This window comes from Pseudoalteromonas sp. ABV4_021 (assembly GCF_056159365.1).
Genome location: NZ_JBSWVB010000001.1, coordinates 974,487 through 997,813, shown reverse-complemented (window position 1 = coordinate 997,813; position 23,327 = coordinate 974,487). Strand labels below are relative to the sequence as shown.

23 protein-coding genes are annotated in these 23,327 nt (G+C 42.0%); 3 read left to right on the top strand and 20 right to left on the bottom strand.

Translation table 11 applies throughout. The features are described 5' to 3' along the window. Positions 1–371: 371 nt before the first annotated feature. Together ACXAFE_RS04720 and putP are read right to left on the bottom strand one after the other, a co-directional pair. Positions 372–1,976 carry a mechanosensitive ion channel family protein gene (locus tag ACXAFE_RS04720; RefSeq protein ID WP_475149312.1) on the bottom strand — a complete coding sequence of 535 codons (1,605 nt, stop codon included), beginning with the start codon at positions 1,974–1,976 and terminating at the stop codon, positions 372–374. Between the two features lie 40 nt (positions 1,977–2,016). Further along, complete coding sequence (gene putP, locus ACXAFE_RS04715) at positions 2,017–3,501, bottom strand: sodium/proline symporter PutP (RefSeq protein ID WP_475149309.1); 1,485 nt, start codon at positions 3,499–3,501, stop codon at positions 2,017–2,019. Positions 3,502–3,749: 248 nt separating this feature from the next. On the opposite strand from putP, the gene ACXAFE_RS04710 reads away from it, so the two are divergent. After that, the gene (locus ACXAFE_RS04710) at positions 3,750–4,973 is read left to right on the top strand and encodes an EAL and HDOD domain-containing protein (RefSeq protein WP_475149305.1); all 1,224 of its coding nucleotides are present in this window, start codon (positions 3,750–3,752) and stop codon (positions 4,971–4,973) included. An 81-nt stretch (positions 4,974–5,054) separates the two neighbouring features. Here ACXAFE_RS04710 and ACXAFE_RS04705 read toward each other — a convergent pair whose 3' ends face one another. From ACXAFE_RS04705 to ccmA, 10 genes are read right to left on the bottom strand one after another with little or no spacing between them, the layout of a single operon-like run. Beyond that, positions 5,055–5,819, bottom strand: coding sequence for an MlaA family lipoprotein (locus ACXAFE_RS04705; protein ID WP_475149302.1), 765 nt, complete (start codon positions 5,817–5,819; stop codon positions 5,055–5,057). A 19-nt stretch (positions 5,820–5,838) separates the two neighbouring features. Beyond that, the gene (gene ccmI, locus ACXAFE_RS04700) at positions 5,839–7,098 is read right to left on the bottom strand and encodes a c-type cytochrome biogenesis protein CcmI (protein WP_475149297.1); all 1,260 of its coding nucleotides are present in this window, start codon (positions 7,096–7,098) and stop codon (positions 5,839–5,841) included. Then, positions 7,095–7,553, bottom strand: a complete 459-nt coding sequence (locus ACXAFE_RS04695) for a cytochrome c-type biogenesis protein (protein WP_475149292.1) — start codon at positions 7,551–7,553, stop codon at positions 7,095–7,097. Before ACXAFE_RS04695 ends, ccmI begins: the two co-directional genes overlap by 4 nt. Beyond that, positions 7,553–8,122 (bottom strand): redoxin family protein, encoded by a 570-nt coding sequence (locus tag ACXAFE_RS04690; RefSeq protein WP_105170679.1) that lies wholly within the window; start codon positions 8,120–8,122, stop codon positions 7,553–7,555. The genes ACXAFE_RS04695 and ACXAFE_RS04690 overlap by 1 nt, the downstream gene beginning before the upstream one ends. Further along, complete coding sequence (locus ACXAFE_RS04685; protein ID WP_475149288.1) at positions 8,119–10,080, bottom strand: heme lyase CcmF/NrfE family subunit; 1,962 nt, start codon at positions 10,078–10,080, stop codon at positions 8,119–8,121. The genes ACXAFE_RS04690 and ACXAFE_RS04685 overlap by 4 nt, the downstream gene beginning before the upstream one ends. A 2-nt stretch (positions 10,081–10,082) precedes the next feature. After that, positions 10,083–10,565 carry a cytochrome c maturation protein CcmE gene (ccmE, locus tag ACXAFE_RS04680; RefSeq protein WP_100913031.1) on the bottom strand — a complete coding sequence of 161 codons (483 nt, stop codon included), beginning with the start codon at positions 10,563–10,565 and terminating at the stop codon, positions 10,083–10,085. Beyond that, a complete protein-coding gene (gene ccmD / locus ACXAFE_RS04675) occupies positions 10,562–10,762 on the bottom strand; it encodes a heme exporter protein CcmD (RefSeq protein WP_475149285.1) in 201 nt (66 codons plus the stop codon). Before ccmD ends, ccmE begins: the two co-directional genes overlap by 4 nt. Then, positions 10,752–11,501 carry a heme ABC transporter permease gene (locus tag ACXAFE_RS04670; RefSeq protein ID WP_010560554.1) on the bottom strand — a complete coding sequence of 250 codons (750 nt, stop codon included), beginning with the start codon at positions 11,499–11,501 and terminating at the stop codon, positions 10,752–10,754. The genes ccmD and ACXAFE_RS04670 overlap by 11 nt, the downstream gene beginning before the upstream one ends. Before the next feature lie 2 nt (positions 11,502–11,503). Continuing rightward, entirely contained in the window at positions 11,504–12,190 is a 687-nt protein-coding gene (gene ccmB, locus ACXAFE_RS04665) for a heme exporter protein CcmB (protein ID WP_010560555.1), read from the bottom strand. Next, the gene (gene ccmA, locus ACXAFE_RS04660; RefSeq protein ID WP_010560556.1) at positions 12,191–12,811 is read right to left on the bottom strand and encodes a cytochrome c biogenesis heme-transporting ATPase CcmA; all 621 of its coding nucleotides are present in this window, start codon (positions 12,809–12,811) and stop codon (positions 12,191–12,193) included. Between the two features lie 106 nt (positions 12,812–12,917). On the opposite strand from ccmA, the gene ACXAFE_RS04655 reads away from it, so the two are divergent. Both ACXAFE_RS04655 and ACXAFE_RS04650 read left to right on the top strand, forming a co-directional pair. Continuing rightward, complete coding sequence (locus tag ACXAFE_RS04655) at positions 12,918–15,107, top strand: hypothetical protein (protein ID WP_475149282.1); 2,190 nt, start codon at positions 12,918–12,920, stop codon at positions 15,105–15,107. Position 15,108: 1 nt separating this feature from the next. After that, positions 15,109–15,408: an EscU/YscU/HrcU family type III secretion system export apparatus switch protein gene (locus tag ACXAFE_RS04650; RefSeq protein ID WP_100913029.1), complete on the top strand. Its 300-nt coding sequence runs from the start codon at positions 15,109–15,111 to the stop codon at positions 15,406–15,408. 338 nt (positions 15,409–15,746) lie between these two features. Here ACXAFE_RS04650 and ACXAFE_RS04645 read toward each other — a convergent pair whose 3' ends face one another. Genes ACXAFE_RS04645 through ACXAFE_RS04610 form a run of 8 tightly spaced genes read right to left on the bottom strand, consistent with a single transcriptional unit; the run spans position 15,747 to position 23,325 of the window. Beyond that, a complete protein-coding gene (locus ACXAFE_RS04645) occupies positions 15,747–16,148 on the bottom strand; it encodes a DUF2802 domain-containing protein (RefSeq protein WP_010560559.1) in 402 nt (133 codons plus the stop codon). Continuing rightward, positions 16,148–16,642 (bottom strand): chemotaxis protein CheW, encoded by a 495-nt coding sequence (locus ACXAFE_RS04640; protein ID WP_010560560.1) that lies wholly within the window; start codon positions 16,640–16,642, stop codon positions 16,148–16,150. Before ACXAFE_RS04640 ends, ACXAFE_RS04645 begins: the two co-directional genes overlap by 1 nt. 59 nt (positions 16,643–16,701) lie before the next feature. Further along, the gene (locus ACXAFE_RS04635; RefSeq protein ID WP_475149277.1) at positions 16,702–17,433 is read right to left on the bottom strand and encodes a chemotaxis protein CheW; all 732 of its coding nucleotides are present in this window, start codon (positions 17,431–17,433) and stop codon (positions 16,702–16,704) included. Continuing rightward, positions 17,426–18,202, bottom strand: a complete 777-nt coding sequence (locus ACXAFE_RS04630; RefSeq protein ID WP_010560562.1) for a ParA family protein — start codon at positions 18,200–18,202, stop codon at positions 17,426–17,428. Before ACXAFE_RS04630 ends, ACXAFE_RS04635 begins: the two co-directional genes overlap by 8 nt. Before the next feature lie 8 nt (positions 18,203–18,210). Next, a complete protein-coding gene (locus ACXAFE_RS04625) occupies positions 18,211–19,179 on the bottom strand; it encodes a flagellar motor protein MotB (protein WP_475149269.1) in 969 nt (322 codons plus the stop codon). 6 nt (positions 19,180–19,185) lie between these two features. After that, entirely contained in the window at positions 19,186–19,953 is a 768-nt protein-coding gene (locus ACXAFE_RS04620) for a flagellar motor protein (RefSeq protein ID WP_475149266.1), read from the bottom strand. Beyond that, positions 19,946–21,100, bottom strand: a complete 1,155-nt coding sequence (locus tag ACXAFE_RS04615; RefSeq protein ID WP_475149261.1) for a protein-glutamate methylesterase/protein-glutamine glutaminase — start codon at positions 21,098–21,100, stop codon at positions 19,946–19,948. The genes ACXAFE_RS04620 and ACXAFE_RS04615 overlap by 8 nt, the downstream gene beginning before the upstream one ends. 11 nt (positions 21,101–21,111) lie before the next feature. After that, complete coding sequence (locus ACXAFE_RS04610) at positions 21,112–23,325, bottom strand: chemotaxis protein CheA (RefSeq protein ID WP_475149256.1); 2,214 nt, start codon at positions 23,323–23,325, stop codon at positions 21,112–21,114. Positions 23,326–23,327 lie beyond the last annotated feature (2 nt).

Below are 23,327 nucleotides of genomic sequence, written 5' to 3'. Positions count from 1 at the left end.
TCAGTTGTCTTGAGACAGTCATAATCATGCTTGTATCCTTTTAAAGTGAATGGCGAAGTTCAACTTTACACGTGTTTAACGCGGACCCATCAATACGAGTACTTAATACTGCGGGTTGAACATCGCCGCAACAGCCAGCCTTTCGGTTAACATGTTGTTTACACCCGTATCCATTTGCGGCAAAAATAATACAAATTGCCACCGTTTAAAAAGGACATATATCCTTGAAAAGTTTCAACAGATCGAATATGAAATATAGTTTAAATGCACTTTTTTGCATCTTTTAGCAGCATTTTTTGCAAAATACTCTAAAAAAGTACATTTAAAGAAAGGACAAATGGCCGCACAGTAGTTACATGGAATTTACATTTCTATGCTGAGAGTAACTCCGGTGATGCCAAAGTAAGTTGGTGTTGATGCAACAATGCCATAATTTGAAAGTGAATTTCATCACTAACTTGCAAGTAAGTTTCGAAGTTTGTGGTAGCAATATACGACAGCACGTACAATTCAACGGCAAACGGGCTAAACCCTTTAAAATAAACACGACACGGATTTTCATCTATCAGCTCGTGATTATCTAACAAGGCCTTTAGCGCCACATTAAACTGCTCCAACTGGCTGTTTGACTCTGGCATCGCAAGCAATAACTTAGGGCGAAACGCCATTTTTTCACGTTCCGAAAAGTTTTCAATTTCCATATCAATAAACTTAGCGTTGGCAATGTACACCACTGTACGTTCAATAGTACGCACGCGAGTGGCGCGTAAGCCAATCTCTTCAACTGTGCCAATAAACTGGCCAATACGGCATAAGTTCCCCACTTTAACGGGCGTGGATGAATAGAGCGTGATAGCCCCAATCAAGTTCTCTACCGACTTTTGTGCCGCAAGTGCAACAGCCAAACCACCAATTCCTAAACCAGCCATAATGGTAGTAGCACTGAAGCCCAAATTCTCAAGCCAAATTAAAGCAGCTGCAATCACCAATAATGACTTAACGACATTTCCCGCAGGCCTTAGTAAGTAGGTTGCATGATCTTTTCCCTGCGCAATCAGTTTTTCTGAATATTTTTGTTTGAACAAATCGGCAATGCGCCATAAAAACCACAACCACGCCAAAATAGACAATGTCGAGGCTTCAGCAACGGCTTTTACCGCAAAAGTTACATTCGAGGTATCTGCGTAATTGCGCGCTAAAATCGTGGCAGTCAAAAAACTTAATGGGCCAAAGAGAAACTGTAAATAATGAGCGACTTTGAGATTGGCAAAACGGGTAATACGGATTAAAAGCCAAAAGCCCACTAAGGCAAGCACCACATAAAGCAGCAAGGTTACCGAAAAATAAAGCCATTGCCATAACATCACTCCCATAAAGCGATTACTTGGCAAATTCATCGATAGCCATTCACCTAACTCACTGTAGCCGTAGTACTTATCGAGTAACGGGGCTTTTGCCACCGTCGCATTAGAGATTTTCCAAATGCGATTATCGTTAAACGGGACTCGTTGTAGCAACACTGCAACTTTGCCTTCGGGCGTATCTATGGTGCCAACTAAGTCGCGGTAATCAGGTACATTTTCAGGCAAGGTGCCCAATGGATCGTTCGACAAGCCATCAATATCAACCCACAGCGCACGATCTAAACTGACATGTAATTGGCGAGCAATTTCAGCTTTATGTGTTTCTTCTACCTTAAATGGTAAATTGCGAAAGTCGAGGTAATTTGCAGCCTGTTCATAATCTGATTGACGTGCGGCACTTAAAAACCCTTGCATACTGCTGCGCGGTGTTTCGCGACTGAGCACATCCCAACCAATAAACGTTTTGAGTGGCTTGCTTTGTGAATGAGTTTGCTCAACCTCTTCTTGTTCAAGTAAATCTTTAACCGTTACTTCGTTTTTCGGCTGCGCTAACGCAACGCCGAAAAACAAGAATAAACTCAAAAGCAAACTGTGCCATATTGTGTGTTTCATTTGCTACTTTCCCTATTCACATTCGAGTTTATTTTACCGATTAACTGTGGCTTTTTGCCTTATTAAATAAAGCTACTTGCTCGTCACTTGGTTCGTCAGTAAGACGACTGACAGTCACAATCGCCACCGTTGCAATAATAAAGCCAGGTACGATTTCGTACATTAAGCTACTTAAGCTATCACCATTTACACTAATTGGTAAATAAATCCACAGTAATACTGTCACCGCACCCGAAATAATACCCGCAAGCGCACCCTGCTTAGTCATACGCGACCAATACAAGCTTAAGATAACAACCGGACCAAATGCCGCGCCGAAACCAGCCCATGCATTACTTACTAAACTTAAAATTGAACTATTACGATCGTAAGCAAGAAAGATCGCAAGCAGCGCTACAGCAAGCACTGAAATACGGCCAACCGTTACTAAGGTTTTTTGTGACGCTTGTTGATTAAAGAACGCTTTGTAAATGTCTTCTGTAAGCGAGCTAGACGTTACCAACAACTGTGATGAAATCGTACTCATAATCGCAGCTAGAATTGCCGCTAATAAAAAGCCTGCAATTAATGGGTGAAACAACACTTGCGATAATAAAATAAAGATGGTTTCAGCATCTTTTAATTCAGTACCCGTTTGGTTGACATACACAACTCCAACAAACCCTGTCGCTAATGCACCGATTAGCGACACAATCATCCAACTCATGCCAATACGACGTGCAGTCGGTAAATCTTTAACTGAGCGAATGGCCATAAAACGCACAATAATATGTGGCTGTCCAAAATAGCCTAAACCCCATGCCATCGCAGAAATAACACCCAGTACGGAAACACCTGACGCAAAACTGAGTAAATCTGGGTTAATTTGTTCTACCGTTGCTACCGCATTAGATAATCCGCCAACTTCACTTAGTACCACAAACGGCACTAACACTAAGGCTAAAAACATAATGCAACCTTGTACAAAGTCAGTCAGACTAACCGCCAAAAATCCACCAAATAAAGTGTACACAACAACGACACCAGCAGTGAGATACAAACCTAACTCGTAGCTTAAGCCAAAACTTGATTCAAACAGTTTGCCGCCTGCAACCACACCAGATGAGGTGTAAAGTGTAAAAAATACAATAATTACAATGGATGAGATAACGCGTAGCACGCGCTTATCATCGTTAAATCGGTTTTCGAAAAAGTCAGGAAGCGTAATTGAGTCATTTGCCAATTCGGTATAGCTACGCAAACGCGGTGCAACAATCAGATAGTTAAGATACGCACCAATAATCAAACCAATGCCGATCCATGCACTACTAAGTCCCGACAAGTACATTGCACCTGGCAGACCCATTAACATCCAGCCACTCATATCAGATGCGCCCGCCGATAATGCCGTTACACTTGGGCTTAAATTTCTACCACCTAGCATATAGCCTGATACGTCGCTCGTTGACTTTTTATAAGCATAAAAACCAATGCCTAACATCACGATAAAATATAAGGCTAACGAAAAAATTGTGCCAAATTCCAAGTTATCTCTCCTAGGTACTAAACTTAGTACTTTATTCGCATTTTCACATCAAATGCGAGCTGTCATAATATTTCACTATATCAAAACATTACTTTGATTTGTTTATTTCTTGCGATTAATGCAACTGATAGTGCGTCAAATTTGTTCACCTAGGAAAAAATAACCAAAAACAGGTGAAATGCACACTCAATTATCCTATATTCAAGTCATAAAAAATTCTAAAGACAACATACAGGACCTCTGCTTTTATGTATTTTTATGCAGCGAGACAGCCTATTCTAAACCGAGAAAAGAAGCTAATTGGCTACGAACTACTTTTCAGAGACAGTTTAGAAAATGTATTTCCTAATATAAACGAAGACGAAGCAACATCACGTTTAATTGAAGGTAGCCAATTAAGCCTTGGTTTAGAGGATATGACAGGCGATAAGCCTGCGTTTATCAATTTCACTCTTGAGACGCTACTTAAAGGGTATGCAAAAACCCTTGAGACAAAAGAAGTGGTTGTTGAAATACTTGAAACTGTACAACCGGGAAAACGCCTCTTAGCCGCCGTAAAAGAACTCAAAGAAATGGGCTATACGATTGCGTTAGACGACTACAAACATGCCCCCGTATGGCGTCACTTCTACCCCTTCGTCGATATTATCAAAATTGACTGGCTCGACACCTCGCTTGAGCAAATACAAGAAATCATTGATCAAACCAAAGACTTCCCAAGCATCAAATTCCTCGCAGAAAAAGTAGAAACACCTGAGCAATTTGAAAAAGCAATGGAACTTGGATTTGATTACTTCCAAGGATTCTTCTTTGCTAAACCTGAAGTGGTACAAAGCCGTGCGCTAGCGCCAAACGAAATGACATTAGCTGAATTACTTTACCAAACATCAAGCCCAGATATGGACTTAAAGAAAGTAACCGAAGTATTTGAGCGTGATGTAAACTTATCGTATAAGTTATTGCGTTATTCGAATTCTGCGGCATTTAAGCGCCGCGCAGAAATCAGCACAATTAAACAAGCGTTGGTTGTACTAGGTGTAGAAGAGTTAAAACGTTTCTTATCAGTACTATTTACCGCACAGGTTGCTTCAGACAAGCCACCAGAACTAATGCGCCTTTGCTTAACACGCGCTAAGTTTGCTGAGCAACTATCTGAACAATCCGGTCAGTTCCAAGAATCATCTAAAGCGTTTTTAACTGGCATGTTGTCGCTTATTGACGGTATTTTAGATCAGTCTATGGACGCCATTTTAGAGAAGTTACCGCTCTCTGAAGAAATTAAACTTGCGATTCTAAAGCGTGAAGGCCGTTTAGCAGACTACCTTGGCTTGGTTGAAGCATATGAACAAGCAAAATGGCAAGAAGCCAATGAAATTCATACCAAACTGAACTTAAATGCAGATGATATTCCAACTGCATACCACGATGCATTGCAATGGGCTAATTTACAAATGGAAGCAATGAGTAACTAAACTCAAAGACAATCTATTTCGCACATAAAAAACCGACAATTAAGTCGGTTTTTTATGTCTTAAGCGAAATACTTTAGCACTTTACAAATTCTCGAAGAAATCGTCATTCGCAGTTTGTTCTTCGGTCTTTTCGACTTTTGGTAACGGTGGATTACCATCATGCAGTTCGTAAAGCTGACGCTGAAGATAAATATCTTTCATAAACAAATATGGATCGAGTGATTCGTTCAGCAAAGCCTCCTGAGGAATAAGCGATGCACGCGCCTCTAACACTTTGATCACCCACTTACCAATTGTGGCTGGTGTACCAAGAGAGATACTTGGCAATACAAATGCGTCCATCACATCACCAGAGATATTTCTCGCCGTACTTGGTCCGTAAGCAGGAAACATTAAATAAGGCCCGTTATCGGCGCCCCATACTCCCAGTGTTTGACCAAAGTCTTCAGGCTCTTCAACCAAACCAATCTCTGAGGCAACATCAAAAATACCAAAAATACCGACAGTCGAGTTCACCAAAAAGCGTGCAACGCTAACGCCCGAATTTGAAACTTTGCCCTGCAACAACGAGTTTGTTGCATCAACCGGTGCATCGAGATTATTCGTTGCATTAACTAAACCATTACGCACAGGCTGAGGCGTTACCTTGCTGTAACCTACCGCAGCTGGGCGCAATACGTACGCATCCAATACATCCATATTAAAGTCATAAATCGGACGGTTCATTGATTGCAACGGATCGCGTGGATCGTCTTTTTCTGGTGGCACCTGTGCGCAACCCGCTAGCAGCAGTACAACAACTGCCGCAAACAGGCTAAACACAGACTGGATTTTTTGATTAAGCACTCAGTATCCCTATTAAAACTTAAAGTAATGTATCAATTGTTAATTCAACTTGATTGACTTGCTCGATATCAAAACCTTTGGTCTGTCCTTCAAGTTCGCCAGCTTGCGTATCAACTTTATCGTCATTACTCACACGCGCTACCACTTTAACGCGCTTAAACTCAGCAAAGCTCATGCCTGCAACCATCGCATCACTTTCTGATAACGTTACTTGCAGCGGTAATTGCCATTGTGATTTTTTCACCACAGCTAACGGCATCGGTGGACCGCTTTCGGCTTTTGCAAATACAAATAACACACCATTACGCGGTAATTTGTCTTTCAGTTCATCTGATAACGTAATATTTACCGCGACTGAACGCCCTTGTCCAAGTGAATTTTGTTTAGAAGTGTTAGATTGCTCAGCAACTTTTGCTTTTAACTCTTCAACGCGCGCTGACAACATTGCATAACTCGGGTTAGTTGTCGACATGCGTCCCAGAATAAGCTCAAATGCGGCCAGTGACTGTTGCCAATCACCACGCTCATAAGCAATTAATGCTAGCATTGAGAGTGCGTCAGTATTGCTTGGCTCTAACTTTAATACTTGAGACACCGCCTTCGCTGCTTGATTCATCGAACTTTCTGAACCTTCAAGCATCAGCACTTGTGCCTTACTAACCAACGCATTTACGCTTTTGGGGTTCATCGCAAGCGCTTTATCGAACGACATGTTTGCTGCTTCAAAATCATTTAGCATAAGCATAATACGGCCGAGTAACAACCAAGCCATCTCGTCGTCGCCTTGCTCGGCTAATTTAGTGCGAAGACCTAACGCCAGCTGCTGCATCTCATTATTAGACAATGGTTCGCCCTGCTGCAATACCGCGCGCTTACCTAACTCAGGCAAGTTATCTTTCGCTTGCTGCCACTGAGTAAGTAAGTTAAAGCTGCCTGTCATTAAATAAAACACCGCGCAGAATGTTAGCGTAAACATACTTGCCGTGAGCGCAATAACCGAGCGGTTACCACGCTGATTTAATTGTTGCTCAGGCGCAAGCTCTTGTAACAAAGCTTGCTTTTGCTCTATTACCGCAGTGTTATAGGCATCGTCACTCAGTTTACCGGTATCAACTTCTTGCTTTAGTTCATCAAGGCGCGACTCATAATCTGAAATACGAAGTGCGTTCGCATTAGGACTCGTTTTTACCGCTTTTTCTTTGCGGATAAATGGAAAAACAACAAACAATAAACCAAATACAATTAACGCCGCAGCATAGATATAAAATGAGGTGATCATGCTACTTCCTTATACTTGGCAATCAGTTTTGACAGTTTTTGTTCATCTGCATCTGTCCACGTTGAACGACTTTGCGCTTGTTTCTTTTGCTTAAGTAAAATAAGCACAAAACCAAGCAACACAAAGCCAAGTGGTAACACCCAAAGCAGCAGTGTTAACGGTGTCACTGGCGGCTTGTAGTGAACAAAATAACCGTAGCGATCGATCATATAGTCAACCACTTGATCTTTAGTATTACCCTCTTGTACTAGCTCAAGCACTTTATCACGTAAGTCTTTTGCAACCACTGCATCAGAGTCTGCAATATTTTGGTTTTGACATTTAGGACAACGTAATTCAGCCGTTAATTGGCGGAATAATTGCTCTTCTTCTGCGCTATTAAATTGATATTGGTTCTCGGCGGCAAATAGCTGCGCAGCAAATACCGTTAATAAAACCATTAAAAAATTCTTCATTACTGGAGCTCTAATAACTTAGGTGCAAACTTGGCACGCCATACTCGTTCATTAATATCACCGGTGTGATGTAAAATTATCTTACCGTTTTTATCTACTAGGAAGTGCTCTGGCGCACCCGAAACACCTAAATCTAACGCCAGTGTGCGATTAAGATCGAGAATGTTAAATTGATACGGGTCACCTGTGCGCGCCAACATACCCTTTACTTCACTTTGCAATGCAGGTAAATCAAACACATCACCGAAGTCTGGGTCATAGTTTTGCTCGTAATACAAACCGATAATTTTTATGCCTTGTCCGCGCAATTTAGTCAAATAAGGTAATTCAATTAAACACGTTGGGCACCAAGTACCCCACACATTTAATAAGTACACTTCGCCGAGTAAATCTTTATCGCTCCAGCGCTTATTCTCATCCATTAGATCTGGCAAACTGAACGTTGGCATAGTGTGCCCTATACGCCCAGTTTCAATTTCCTTTGGATTACCAAATAAACCTTTCAGTAAAAAAACACACAGCACAGCAAAAATAATAAACGGCACTAACATTAAAGTTTTGTTTTTCATGCAATCGCCCCTTTAATGGTTGCCTTAGATGCCGCCGTTTTACGACGATAGCGCTTATCAAGCATCATAAATACGCCAGCAAGCGACATTAAAATACCGCCAAGCCACATCCAGCGCACAAAGGGTTTTTCATAAATACGCAGTGCCCAAGCGCCGTTACTAAGCTGTTCACCCAACGCAAGGTATAAATCACGACTTAACTTGGCATCGATGGCGGCTTCAGTCATCACTTGCATGCCCACATCGTACTGACGTTTTTCGGCGTAAAGCTCGGTTACTTTTTGGTTATCTTTAAAGACAGTTACAACGCCAGCATGACCTTTATAATTAGGGCCAACAATGGCTTTTACACCGTCAAAGCGATAGCTGTAATCATTGAGTTGAACTTGTTCACCAGGGTTAACCTTTACTTGTTTCTCTACCGAGTAAGCAGACGTTAGCGTGACACCGAGTACTACAAAAGCAAAGCCTAAGTGGGCAATATGCATCGCCCAAAAACTGTTACCCAATTTTGTCAGTGACATGCCTTCTTTGCTTAACTTTTCAAACAAATCAATCGCCACGGTTAAACAAACCCAAAGGGCAAAGAAAACACCAACCAAGGTGGTAGTCGACACATTTTCATAACTTGAATAGAGCCATGCAAAAGTAACGACAGCTGTCACAACGAGTGCGCCAACCAGCTTTTTCATTACATGAGAAAACTTATTTTGTTTCCAGCGCAGCATAGGCCCTAAGCCTAATAGTAGTGAAAACGGCATTAACAAGTAGAAGAACATTTGATTAAAGAAAGGTACACCAATTGAAATTGTGCCCATTCCAAGTTCTTTGTGGACCATAGGCAATAAAGTACCAAGCAGTACAATTAACATTGAAACACACAATAATAAGTTGTTGAGCCAAAGCGCTACTTCACGAGAGAAAAACTTATAACGCGACGTAGATTCAACCGTACCTGCTCTTAATGCATAAAGTAGCAAACTACCGCCTACAACAATGGCAAGGAACGACAGAATAAACGAACCACGACCCGGATCAGTGGTAAAGGCGTGTACCGATACAATAATACCCGAGCGTACAATAAAGGTGCCAAGCAGCGTTAACGAGAATGCAGCAATCGCAAGTAATACCGTCCACGACTTAAACACACCGCGTTTTTCAGTTACCGCAAGTGAGTGGATAAGTGCAGTTGCTATAAGCCATGGCATTAGTGATGCATTTTCAACTGGATCCCAGAACCACCAGCCGCCCCAGCCAAGCTCGGCATAAGCCCACCAAGAACCAATTGTAATACCAAGTGTTAAGAACAACCACGCGGCCATAGTCCAAGGACGTGACCATTTTGCCCAGGTATTATCTAACTTACCCATTAAAAGCGCTGCAATAGCAAATGCAAACGACACCGATAAACCTACATACCCCATATACAGTAATGGCGGGTGAATAATCATGCCCGGATCTTGTAACAATGGATTTAAATCGTGCCCTTCAATTGGATAGTAAGGCAGTAAGCGCTCGAATGGGCTCGACATTAGTAGCGTATAAAGAATGAAACCAAGGCCTAAGAAGCCTAAAATCGACAGTACGCGCGCGCGCAATTGCCACGGCAATGATTTAGACGCAAATGCAACAATCGCCGTCCAACCAGTTTGCATTAATACCCAAAGTAATACGGCACCTTCGTGACCACCCCAAGTAGAGGTAACTTTGTAATACCAAGGCAACTTAGTACTGCTGTGGCTCGCCACATATGCCACAGTAAAATCATCAATTAAGGTAACGTAAATTAAAATAGCGAAGGAAATCGCAGTAAAAATAAACTGCGCCAAAGCAAACGATGGTGCGCTTTGCATTAGGCGTAAATTGCCTTTTACTGCACCATACATTGGATACACACTGAGTAATATCGAAAACGCTAACGCCAACGTTAACGATAAATAACCTAATTCAGCAATCATAATTAATAACCGCCGTTATTTAGGTTATATTTTGGTTTTTCATGTTTAATGCCCTTAACTGCTTCAGCAACATCAGCAGGCATGTATTCTTCATCGTGCTTAGCCAGTACTTCAAATGCTTCAATTACATTAGGCTCAATTAGCACGCCCTGTGCCACAATACCCTGACCCTCACGGAATAAATCCGGTAGAATACCGTGATAGCGAATTGTTACTAAAGGACCAGTATCAATCAGTTTAAATTCAACATCTAACGATTCTTCGTTACGTACTACTGAACCCGGTACAACCATACCGCCAATGCGTAGCTTTTGACCGATAAATGGCTTTTCTTTATTCGGCCCTTTACCCTCAATTAGCTCAGATGGGGTATAAAATAAATTGATGTTTTCTTGTAACGCGTAAAGCGTCAGGCCAATTGCCGAACCGATACCCAAAAGCACCGCAATAATGGTAAACATTCGTTTTTTACGTCTTGGATTCACAGCCCCTGCTCCTTCGCCTTTTTAATACGTGCTTCGCGCGCAATTTGCGATTTTACATCGTCTAAAATTTTGCCGTGAGTGCGTTTACTCGATATAAAAGTACCTAATAAAATCACTGCACATGCCCCATATGAGAGCCAGACATAAAAGCCATAGCCACCCATCGCGAAAAATTCTGAAAGCGAGTTAAACTGCATTTTTACCTCCACTCACTAAATTACGCACCCAGGGGCGGTGCTTTTCTCTTTCTAAAATTTCATTCTTTAAACGCATTAGCACGATAACAGCCATTAAACATGCAAATGCCAAAATATTAATAAGCAATGGATACAGCATGCTGCTATCAATTGCTGAACCATCAAACTTGGTAATGGTTGAACCTTGATGCAAGGTGTTCCACCACTCTACTGAGTAATGAATAATAGGCACATTAACTACACCCACCATGGCTAAGATACATGATGCACGACCTGCCGCACCTTTATCTTCAAACGCGTGATAAAGCGCAATCACACCAACATACAAAAACAATAAAATCAGCATAGTGGTCAAGCGAGCATCCCATACCCACCAAGTACCCCACATAGGTTTACCCCATGCAGCACCTGTGATTAATGCAATTGCTGCGACTGCTGCACCCACTGGTGCAATAGCAATTACGGCCAATTCAGCATTTCGGATCTGCCACACCATGGCAATAAATGCGGTAATTGCCATTGAGGTGTAAGCCCCCATTGACAATATGGCGGAAGGAACATGAATAAAGATAATTCGATAACTGTCTTTTTGTTGATAGTCAGCTGGCGCATACGCAAGACCCCAAGTCCAACCAACAATCAAACCAATCACGGCAACGACGGCAAAGTACGGCATCAAGGTATTGCATACTTGATACGCTTTTTCTGCTTTCGCATATGGATGTAACCACTTCCACATAACTAACTTACACTCACTTTTAAAGATGATGAAACGGCAAATGGCGCTAATACACTTGCACCGGCAAGCAGCGCCCCTAATATGGCTAGTTGACCCGAGTAGTCAAGCGACATAGAGCCTGCGTCGATTGCAGATGTCGCAAAAATTAGTACCGGAATATACAAAGGCAATACCAACAAGCTAAGCAGTACGCCGCCTTTTTGTAATCCCACAGTTAACGCCGCACCTATCGCCCCGATTAGGCTTAATAACGGCGTACCAATCAGTAGCGTTAACAAGGTCGCTGTTAACGCTTCGCTTTCTAAATTAAGTAATAAGGCGAACATGGGGGTCATTAGCACCAAAGGTAACCCAGTAACCGTCCAATGTGCAGTAACCTTAGCTAACACAGTCAATGATGTTGGAAAGGGACTCAACATCATTTGCTCTAACGTACCATCCACGTAATCATCGCGAAACATTTTATCTAAACCTAGCATGGTAGAGAGCAATGCAGCTACCCAAATGATTCCTGGTGCCATGCGCGCTAATAGATTAGGTTCAGGACCAACCCCTAACGGAAATAAGGTGATCACAATAATAAAAAATAAAACAGGATTGATAATTTCTGAGCGCTGACGAAATGCCAACGTCAGATCTTTTTTATAAATACTTGAAAATAAGCGCCAGTAAGAATCGTGAGTTTTCATTTAGAAACGGTACTCCAATACTAAGCGCGACAGTTCGGGGAAGTGCTCTGTTAGGTCTTGGTGGCTAGTTAAAATAATCGCACCACCTTGTGCTAAATGTTTTTTAAACTGCTGCTGTAACAGCACAACGCCTTTTTTATCAACTGCGGTAAACGGCTCGTCGAGCATCCAGAGCGTTGCTTTATTAAGCCAAAGGCGCGCAAGTGCAACACGACGTTGTTGCCCAGCCGAGAGTAAACGTACTGGCACATCTTCAAGGCCTACTAATCCAAGTTGCGCTAATACATCGTGCAAATCTTGCTGTGTTTCTAAACCGTGGGTTTCAAGCCAGAACGCAAGATTTTCAACTGCGGTTAATTGCCCATTTACCCCAGTTTTATGACCAATATAAAGTGTATCACTTGCAAATTGCAGATTATCTTTGGCAATGTCTTGACCTTGCCACAATACCTTGCCTGATTCAGCACGCACAAACCCCGCTAGAATACGTAGTAGCGAGGTTTTACCCGCGCCATTTTGCCCTTCTAACTGGACAATTTGCCCTTGATGTAATTCAAAAGAGAGATCTTCAAACAAACATCTATCTTGCCGAATGCAGCAAATTGAATCTACTTTTAACAAGTTTAATCATCTCTCGACCTAAAATTGGGCATTAGTCTAACATAATGGTATTGTAAAACGTAATCTCCTCGACAAGAGAAATTGGCAATAGCTTGATTTAAAACAGATGACCGATATTCAATCTTTGCTAAATGTTGTTAGTAGCGCCACTGTTGATACAGAGCAAAGTGCGTTATCGCAATTAAGCCCCACACAGCAAGACCAAGTAAAACAATTGCAACAGTTAATGCAGCAGTTGAATTTACCCACAAAAACAAGTCAAAAATTGCTCTCGGCACTGCTAAACGAAACGCTAAATGTCAGCAATGTTGATATTAGCCAAAATAAGCTGTCGTTTAATTTCCCCCAATTAACGCCAAAACTTATTGAACTGATTATTCCTAATCAAACAATACAGTTACAGTCAGATAAGGCACAAGTAACGTTAAGCACCTCGCTAACTGATTTGTTAGTCTCCCTGCCTAAGCATGAAATTAAGTTACCAAACAACGTGGTTTTTCAACTTCTTAAACTCGCCACAAACGATAGCAGCACGCAACCTACGCTCAAATTACCGGCACACATTGTCAATCAACCCAATCTGCTTGCGGTTGAATCGCAAAAGGCAGCAATCACCAGTGATTTACCAAAAAACTTAGTTAGCTTAGTGAAGCACAATCAACCCGCAATAATTGAAATAGCGACTAAACAAGACAAGTTTAGCTTTAGCGTAAAACTCGACAAACACAGCCAACCGGTGCTAACCCAGCCTTTGTCGATGAAAAAAGTAATTGATTTGATCAAACTGCAAAATGCACCACTACAACTTGATACCGCTAAAGTCCCGGCGATTAAAATTAACCAAAATACCGTTCAATTGCCGTTAGAGAATCACCTTGTGTCAAATCAAGTACTCAAGCCGAGTCTAAAAAATTTAGGTGATAAGGCGGTGCTCGCTGTGCCAAAGCTTGAAATGACGATTAAATTAGTTCAATCCGATACTCAACAGCTAAAGGCGCAAGACTTTATTGCGGCACCTAAGCCACATAGCCATCAGCTACCCGTTATTAATCAACTGACTTCGTTAAAAGCAAGTGTAGCTAAACCGCTACTTGAACCCATTATGGCAAGTATTCGTTCGCTATTATCAGGACAAGAAGTCACGATTAAACATGCCTCAAAAGGCAGTATCAACTTACAAGTGACTACACCAAGCTCCAGTACAAAAACAGATGTTACGTTACCTAAATTTGAGATAAAAAACGGTATTGAAAAGCTTCCTACATCGCCTAATCGAAGCGAAGCGCCAGTTCAAAAAGCACCGATTTACGCTCGCCCTCTTGTCACCACCCCTTCGCTTAAACCAAGCGCGAGTCTGCAAGCTCCGGTTGTTGCACCCAATCAAAATGCAACTAATATCAAATCGAACCATAGCGAGCTTACTGCCAAACTAGCGGCTACAGCAAAACAAAATCCACTCAGTATTTTGACCCAGCAAATTAGTAAACTTGCGTCAGAGCCAAAATTGCCTGAACCATTAGCCCGATTAGTAAATCAAGCGTTTACACGGATAATCAGCGAAGGCACAGCGACGCCACAAACTGTACTGCAATTGAAATCGGTAGTAGCACCACTGCAAAATACCCAAACTGATACATTGCAAACACCTTTTGGCGCGATGGAACACGCCAAAATTTTTCTCGCAAGCAACGGCGTTTTACAACAAGCAACGCTCAATCATGAGCTGCAAGGAAAACTTGAAAATTTACTGCCCATTTTACTTGGACTATCGAAAGGGCTAACAAATAAAAAAGACAGTAAATCCCTAAAAGGCCAGTTAGCGCTGCCAGCATTACTACAAAAAAATATGACAGACAGTCTTAGCGCGCTACAAAAAGGGTTGCAAGGAAATGCCAGCAGCGCATCACAACAAACGAGCAGTACCGAACAACCACAAGTTAATATGCAGTTTTCAATACCCATGCAACAAAACGAAAAACTGACCACAGCGCCTATTTCAATTGAAGAAGAAAAACGAAAAACAAAAAACGGCGAATTAATCTCTGTATGGCGTATTAATTTAGCGTTTGAAGTAGAAAATTCAATTTTAAATATTGGTGCAGAACTTATTAAAAAGCAGTTATCTCTCAGTTTTAACTCATCCCATACGCGATTGATTGAAAAAGCAAAAACCCAAGCGCCTTTATTACAACAAAAACTGACGCAACACGGTATTGAAGTAACACAAAGCGAATTTCACTTATCAGAACAACAATCACTGTCAACACGCTCCGGCATAGTTAACATTAAGGTGTGATATGACAACGCAAAAATCAGCAATCGGCTTAATATATGATGGCCAAGGCGCACCAGAAGTAAGTAGCAAAGGGTTTGGTGAATTAGCAGAACACATAATTCAGTATGCGAAAGACAATGATATTTTACTTCATCAAGACGAAGCGCTAGCAAACAGCTTAGCAAACCTCGAAGTGGGGCAAGAAATTCCAGAAGAGCTTTATTATGTTATTGCTGAACTCATCGCATTTTCATATGTGCTGCAAGGAAAGTTCCCACCGGGCTGGTTAGCGCTGCACAATAAATTAGATGTAAAAGTGTAAGCTTATAGCAATTTACTTATGTAGCTGATCATCCTAGCGGACTAAATATCATGCTAACTGTCTTAGGATTTATCAATGTAGAACAACTACATAGGAAAATTACGCCGTGTTATCATTTTATTTATACAGCACTAGCGCTGAGCTCATACTTACAGAATTGGTATTATTTGCGCTTTTGTATGCATAAGTACATCAATATAAAAGGTAAACGCTAAAGCTAATCGAACCGCTGTGGATTTAGCTCTATATCGAGGCTTTGCGTTAATCGACATTTAACACATTTTGAGGTGCAATGGAAAGGCAACCTAGAGCAGCGGCTCTAGGTTAGAGAATAGTAATTACTCACCTTCTTTTTGGTGAAGCGTAAATAACAACTCGGCTTCTGCGCGAGGCAATTCACACTCTCGCATCACTTCTTCAATATCAGCCCCAAGCTCAATCATTTTCACTGCGCGTGAGTAAATTTTAGATTCAGGATCAGCCAACTGAATATCTTGTTGCTTTTGTTTTAGCTCTTGCGTTTCAGATTGAAGTTCCATCACATGCTTACCAATTTTAAGTAGGCCCGAACGGATCTCTTCTATTTCGTTTTTATTAATTGTTTGCTGTTTGGTTAACTGCGATTCACTTTGTGAGTTAACAATTTGCACCTGTTTTAAACGCGAAAGCGCACGAAACGCAACAACACAGGCACAAACCGCAACACAAAGTGCAAGAATAGAGATAATTTGCCAAATCATTAGAAATTACTTAGCTCATCCCACTCTTCATCACTTAGAAGTTTATTTAGATCTACTAAAATAAGTAATTCGCCATCGCGATTAGAAACACCTTGGATAAACTTAGCACTTTCTTCAGTGCCGATATTTGGTGCGCTATCGATTTCAGATGTGCGTAAGTACACTACTTCTGCAACGCTATCTACCAAAATACCAATCACTTGCTTTTCAGCTTCAATAATCACAATACGCGAGTTATCGGTAACCTCTGCACTTTGTAAACCAAAGCGAGTACGAGTATCAATTACTGTAACCACGTTACCACGTAGGTTAATAATACCTAGCACATAACCCGGAGCGCCTGGTACAGGAGCAATTTCACTGTAACGCAACACTTCTTGCACTTGCATTACATTAATACCGTACGTTTCTTCACCTAAGTGAAACGTAACCCATTGCAATACTTCATCATTTACGTCGGTTGCATTTGACGAAAGAACTCTTTCTTCACTCATTTTTAAGCTCCTATCCAATGTGGATATGTATTAACTGCTACTAACTAAACGACTTAGCGCTATGCGTCATCGTCTTGGCTATCTAAACCTTGATCTAATAATTCAGTCATTGCTGATACATTAATTAAAGCACACATTTTCTCTTTAATTAATCCCGCAAGCCATGGTCTGCGACCACCTTTATCACGCCATTTAATATCTTGATGCGATAAACTGACATTATCAATTAAACGCTCAGCTAACAGTCCCCAGTTAGATTCACCTAACATTATAAGATACTGATAGTTTAGCGCTTCTTCTAACTTTTTGTTATATTTTTCTGGCATTACCCAACGCGCTGAATCAACTACGTTGAGCTTTTGTTCACGATGAAGCATCACTCCTTTAAACCAATCAGGTTTACCAAATATTTGATTTACTTCACCTAATTGGTAAATTCCACCTAATGCCTTAAGCGGCACAGCAAGCGTTAAGCCTGCTACTTCAAAGTAAAGCGCCTGGAATTCGTCTTCATCATATGAAGCATCTTGAGTGCGCGCTGGCGGTAAAGCAACTTCAACCGCTTCAACTACCTCTACCTTAACTTCCGGTACAATTACAGGCTCTTTTACAACAGGCTTTGTTATTACCTTTTCAGTTGTAGCCTGCTGATGCTCGGCAGCTTTAACTTCAACATCACTTAATAAATTTTCAACTGGGTTGGCGACTGAGTCTCTCGCAATATCTTCTTGCAATAAGGCATCTAGATACTGCTTCATTACCTTTTCATTTGCAAAAAGTTGCTTAGTCATTCACTGCCTCTTCAATGTGTTCTAGCAAAGAAGTATAAGCAAATACCCCGCGTGATTTGGGACAATATTTGTGTGGTGCCTGCATGGCTAAACTTGCATCTCGTAATTTAGTATCTACTGGAACAACGCCCGGCCATACTTTTTCGCCATAGGTAGCACGTAATTTTTTATATGCTTCGAGCGACGCTTTGGTGCGCTTATCGTACATAGTGGGCACGATAGTATAGTTATACGATTTATTTTGTGAACTTTGCATTAGTTCCATAGTACGCATCATCCGGTCTAGGCCCTTTAGTGCTAAAAACTCGGTTTGCACTGGAATTAGCACGCGGTTGCATGCTGCTAGCGCATTAACCATTAATACACCAAGTACTGGCGGGCAATCCAAAATCGCAACATCGTATTCGTCACTAATTTTATCGAGTGCATTGCGCAAAATTAGGCCCATACCACTTTTTTTACCGAGACTTCTATCTAGTGTGGCAATTGCCATAGTAGCTGGCAAGATATCTAAATTTTCTACCCCTGACGGGCAAAGAGATTGCAAAATTTCTTCACGTGCCATGGTTTTACCACGTGAGAAAATATCAAACACACTCACTTCTAGCTCTTCAGAGTCAATCCCAAAATAATAAGTTAATGACGCGTGTGGATCGGTATCAATCAGCAACACACGCTTACCACGAGACGCTAATAAGCCTCCCAAGGTGACTGTGGTTGTGGTTTTACCCACACCGCCTTTTTGATTTGCTACCGTCCAAATTTTCAAGCGAATACCTATTGTTCTTGTTCTCGGGTTGTTATGCGAATACCACCATTTGGTAATTCGATTACTTTAAGTGAATCGTCTTTTTCTGCATCCTGCTTTAACTTCTCCACCGCTTGCTCAGTGGTTTGTTTTACGTTAGCTGTTATCTCAGTTTCATCGGTTTCTGGCAATGCATATTTTGAAATTGCGATCACCACCTTGCGATTTTGCTGACGCCCTTGTTCATCATTATTATCGCTAAACGGTGAGTACTCACCATACCCTTCAATTGCCATTCTTGCAGGGACTATGCCGAGATACTCGAGCCATACTAGCACTTCGGTCGCGCGGGCTACCGATAAATGCCAATTAGAACGAAATACTTCATTATTTATCGGCTGATTATCAGTGTAACCACGCACTCTTAAGTAGTTTCGGTTAGCATTTAAAATTGGCAGCAATGAACGTAAAACAGTTCTTGCACGTTCAGTGGCAACCGCACTACCACTGGCAAACAACAAGCTTGAACTCAGCTCTATGGTAAGCCAATTCATGTCTTTTTCTAACTGCGCTTGCCCCGTTTCAATTTCATCAGATATTGCTTTTTTTAGCTCTTCTTCAAGCGCATTGAGCGGCTGGCCTAAATATTTTTGCTGTAAATTACTCAGCTCTCCTCGCCCATCGACAAGTTCTGGCCCTTTTTCTTCATTTACAATACTAATGCCGTGCAGTTGTGAATCAACTTCTGGTTCGTTGCTCGTAAGAATACCTTCACCAGATACGCCTTTTCCCGTACCTTTACTAAATTGGTCTGTTGTTTTAAACACATGAGAAATTGTGTCTGACAACACTGAAAATTTTTCTTCTTCGATAATAGCCATCGCGTACATCACAACAAATAACGCAAACATTAATGTCATGTAATCGGCATAAGAAACTAGCCAGCGATGTGTGTTATCGTTTTGTTCGGTTTGCTTAAAAGGCTTAAAGCGTGGCATACGCGACTACCTAAACAACGACTTATTATTTTTTTCGATTAAGTACGCCGAAAGCTTTTGTTCAATGGCATTAGGCGTATCACCTTGAAGAATGCAAAACATCCCCTCAGCTAACATTTGATGATAACGGCAATGTTCATCCACTAAATAAGCCAATTTATTGGCAATTGGAATATAAAGAAGATTGGCAAAGCCAACACCGTAAATAGTAGCAACAAACGCAGTGGCAATACCCGCACCTAACATATCGGGTTGTTGAATAAAGTTCATTGCTTGAATAAGACCGAGTACGGCACCCAAAATACCGAGAGTTGGACTGTAGCCCCCCATGGCATGATACACTTGGCTTGACTCGTTAAGTGCATTGCGACGTTGCAAAATTTCGTTTTCCATGGTGTCAAAGAACTGCTGTTCATCACTGCCGTCGACAAGCAAATTTAGGCCTTTTGATACAAAGTGATCTTTTTCATCAATAGCAAGGTTTTCTAACGATAAATAGCCGTCATGACGTACTTTTGCAGCCCAGCTTTTTACTTGCCCAATGCCTTTTGCAAAATCGTGCTTAGGTGGCGTTATCACCCAAGGCAGCATTTTAATGGCTGTGGTAAACTGATATTTAGTTGCTTGCAACATTACCGCGCCAAGCGTACCACCAAACACAATTATGAATGCTGACAAATCAAACAAATTCGCCAGCACACCACCTTCAATGGTATATCCTAAGCCAATTGCTACAAACGCTATAATCGCACCAAAAACGGCTAGTTTATCCACAACCTATTTCCGTGTTGATATGTTTAGCAACGTCATCAAGTGCGATGCTTTTCTCGCTTAAACCAGCACTTGCAACTGCTTGTGGCATACCGTATACAACGCAAGACGCCTCATCTTGCGCCCAAATTTTAGAGCCCGCCTGTTTTAGCATACGTGCACCATCTCGGCCGTCAGCTCCCATACCGGTAAGTACAATTGCCAACACAGAGTCACCGTAACTTTTTGCTGCACTAGCAAAAGTGATATCAACGCTTGGTTTGTAAGTGACACGAGCGCTATCATCTTCATAGATTTTTAGCTTTTGATTGCCGCTACGACCTTCAACTAGCATTTGCTTACCACCGGGTGCTAAATATGCAACGCCTGGTCTGAGCAAGTCGCCGTTTTCTGCTTCTTTAACTTTGATTCGACAAAGTGAATCCAATCGCTGTGCAAATGCCGGTGTAAATGCACCTGGCATATGTTGAATCAACAAAATTGGATGAGGAAAGTTAGCTGGTAACTGCGTAAGCACTTTTTGCAGCGCAACCGGACCACCTGTAGAAGTACCAATTGCCATTAATTTATATTGTTTACCAGATGCTTTTGGTCTTTCGCTTTTAGTTGCCGCACGCGAATCGGCCGGTGTGGAGCGAGCTGCAAAGGTTCTATCTGGCTGACGTAACGTTGAGCTAGTGCTGCGCTCAGGTGTTGATCTTGTCGTTGCCGCTTGATTTAATGTTGCACGCTGTGGTCTAAAACCACCTACTCGGCGACGGCCTATTTCTTTAACTTTTTGTTGAAGTACTTTCGTTGCTTCTTCTTTGTCGCGAGCAATATCTTCAAACTTTTTAGGTAAAAAGTCTAACGCGCCGGCATCAAGTGCATCAAGCGTTGCACTTGCTCCATCATGCGTTAACGAAGAGAACATTAATATTGGTGTCGGCGTTTGCTGCATTATTTGCTTTACAGCGCTAATACCGTCAAGCACCGGCATCTCAATATCCATTGTGATAACCGATGGCCGTAATTCGGCGGTTTTTTCGACCGCCTCTTTACCATTGTTAGCTGTGCCAATCACTTCAATATTGGGATCTTGACTCAAGATTTCACTCACACGACGGCGAAAAAAGCTTGAATCATCTACTACTAAAACCCTAATTGTCATTAAGTGCTCTCTTACTTTTTATTGCGACCTTGGCCTGCGTAGTGCTTTAACAAGCTTGGTACATCTAAAATTAGTGCAATGCCACCATCTGATGTAATTGTTGCGCCCGCCATACCCGGCGTACCTTGCAATAAAGCATCTAATGGCTTGATTACTACTTCTTCCTGACCAATTAAGGAATCAACCACAAAGCCCATTTGTTGCGTACCTAATTGCACAATAACAACATGCCCCTGCGAACGCTTTTGTTCGCTGCGAGGGTTTCGTAACAACCATTTTTCTAGATAGAACAACGGAATCGCTTTATCACGTACGATAATCGTTAGCTGCCCATCAACTAGATTTGTTTTAGTAAGATCTAAGTGGAATATCTCGCTTACACCTGCAAGTGGTAATGCAAACGTTTGCTGACCAACTACGACCATTAAAGTAGGTAGAATAGCGAGCGTCAGTGGCACTTTAATTTCAAGTACTGTGCCTTTACCTTTTTCTGATTCAATATTCACTGTACCGTTTAATTGGGTAATTTTGGTTTTAACCACGTCCATACCCACGCCACGACCAGAAATATCAGAAATCTCTTCTTTGGTAGAGAAACCTGGCGCAAAGATTAAGTTATACGCTTCGTTGTTTGACAGTCGCGCTGCCTGGTCGGCATCTATTACACCTTTACCAATCGCTATACTTTTCAGCTTTTCTGCGTCCATACCCGCACCATCATCTTCAATGGTAAGTAAGATGTGGTCACCTTCTTGTGATGCTGACAGCGTCACCGTACCGGTGCGTGGTTTGCCTGAAGCTTCACGATCATCTGGCATTTCAATACCGTGATCCACCGAGTTACGTACAAGGTGAACTAGCGGATCTGCAAGTGCCTCAACAAGGTTTTTATCTAAATCTGTTTCTTCACCAACTAACTGTAAATTAATTTCTTTTTTCAAGCTGCGAGCTAAGTCGCGTACAACGCGGGGGAAACGGCCAAATACCTTTTTGATTGGCTGCATCCGGGTTTTCATTACCGCGCCTTGTAAGTCTGCGGTCACCACATCTAAGTTAGAAATGGCTTTACCCATACTTTCATTGCTAACGTTAGCACCTAAGCTGACAAGTCGATTTCGAACCAATACCAGTTCACCGACCATGTTCATGATTTGGTCAAGGCGTTTGGTGTCAACACGCACTGTCGTTTCAGCCGGTGGGGCTGCCGGTTTAGCTGGGGCTTTACTTGGCGCTGCAGCTGGCTTGGCTGCACTTGGCGCAGCAGGCTTAGCAGCTGCTGGTTTTGGCTCTGGCGCTTTTGGTTTTGCCGGCGTTGGCTTAGCTGCAGGAGGTGGTGTTGGCGTTGCCGGTTTTGCCGCTGCCGCATCAGTATTAAATGATTTTTCAGCAGTGCTTGGCGCACTGCCCTTACCATGAAGCTCATCAAGTAGGGCTTCGAACTCATCTTCGGTAATGTCTTCATCGTCACCCGATGAAGCCGCAGGAGCTGCACTTTCTGGCGCACTCGTCTCAGACGCGCCACCAAATGAACCAGCCCCATGTAATTCGTCTAGTAAGTTTTCAAATTCATCATCAGTGATTTCATCAGAGTCGCTACTTTCACTCGCTTCTGGCGCTGCATTAGAGGCTGGGCCATTACCAGAGCCGTGTAACTCATCTAACAGGCTTTCAAATTCTTCTTCTGTGATATCGTCAACGCTATCGCCAGAAGATTGTACTTCATCACTTGGCGCATCAGCATCAAATAAAACATCACCGAACGGGTCTTCTTCGACTACTTCTGGTTCGACTATTTCTTCTGCTGGCGCTTCGGCTATAGGTGCTTCATCTGCACTTTCAGGCTGACTAAGTCTATGTAGTTCTGCCAATAGCTGCGGATCAGCAGGATCGGGCTGAGCGCGATTTTGAATGTGAGCAAACATTTCATTGATGGTATCAAGCGCCTGTAAAATCACATCCATTAATTCAGGAGTAACTCTGCGTTGGCCTTGTCGTAAAACATCGAAAATATTTTCTGCGCCGTGACATGCATCAACTAGCTCTGTCATAGACAAGAAGCCAGCGCCCCCTTTTACGGTATGAAACCCTCTAAATATCGCATTCAGTAAATCAGCATCTTCTGGATTATTTTCCAGTTCAACTAACTGTTCTGAGAGCAACTCTAAGATTTCACCGGCTTCGACTAAAAAGTCTTGTAAAATATCTTCATCGACATCAAAGCTCATGC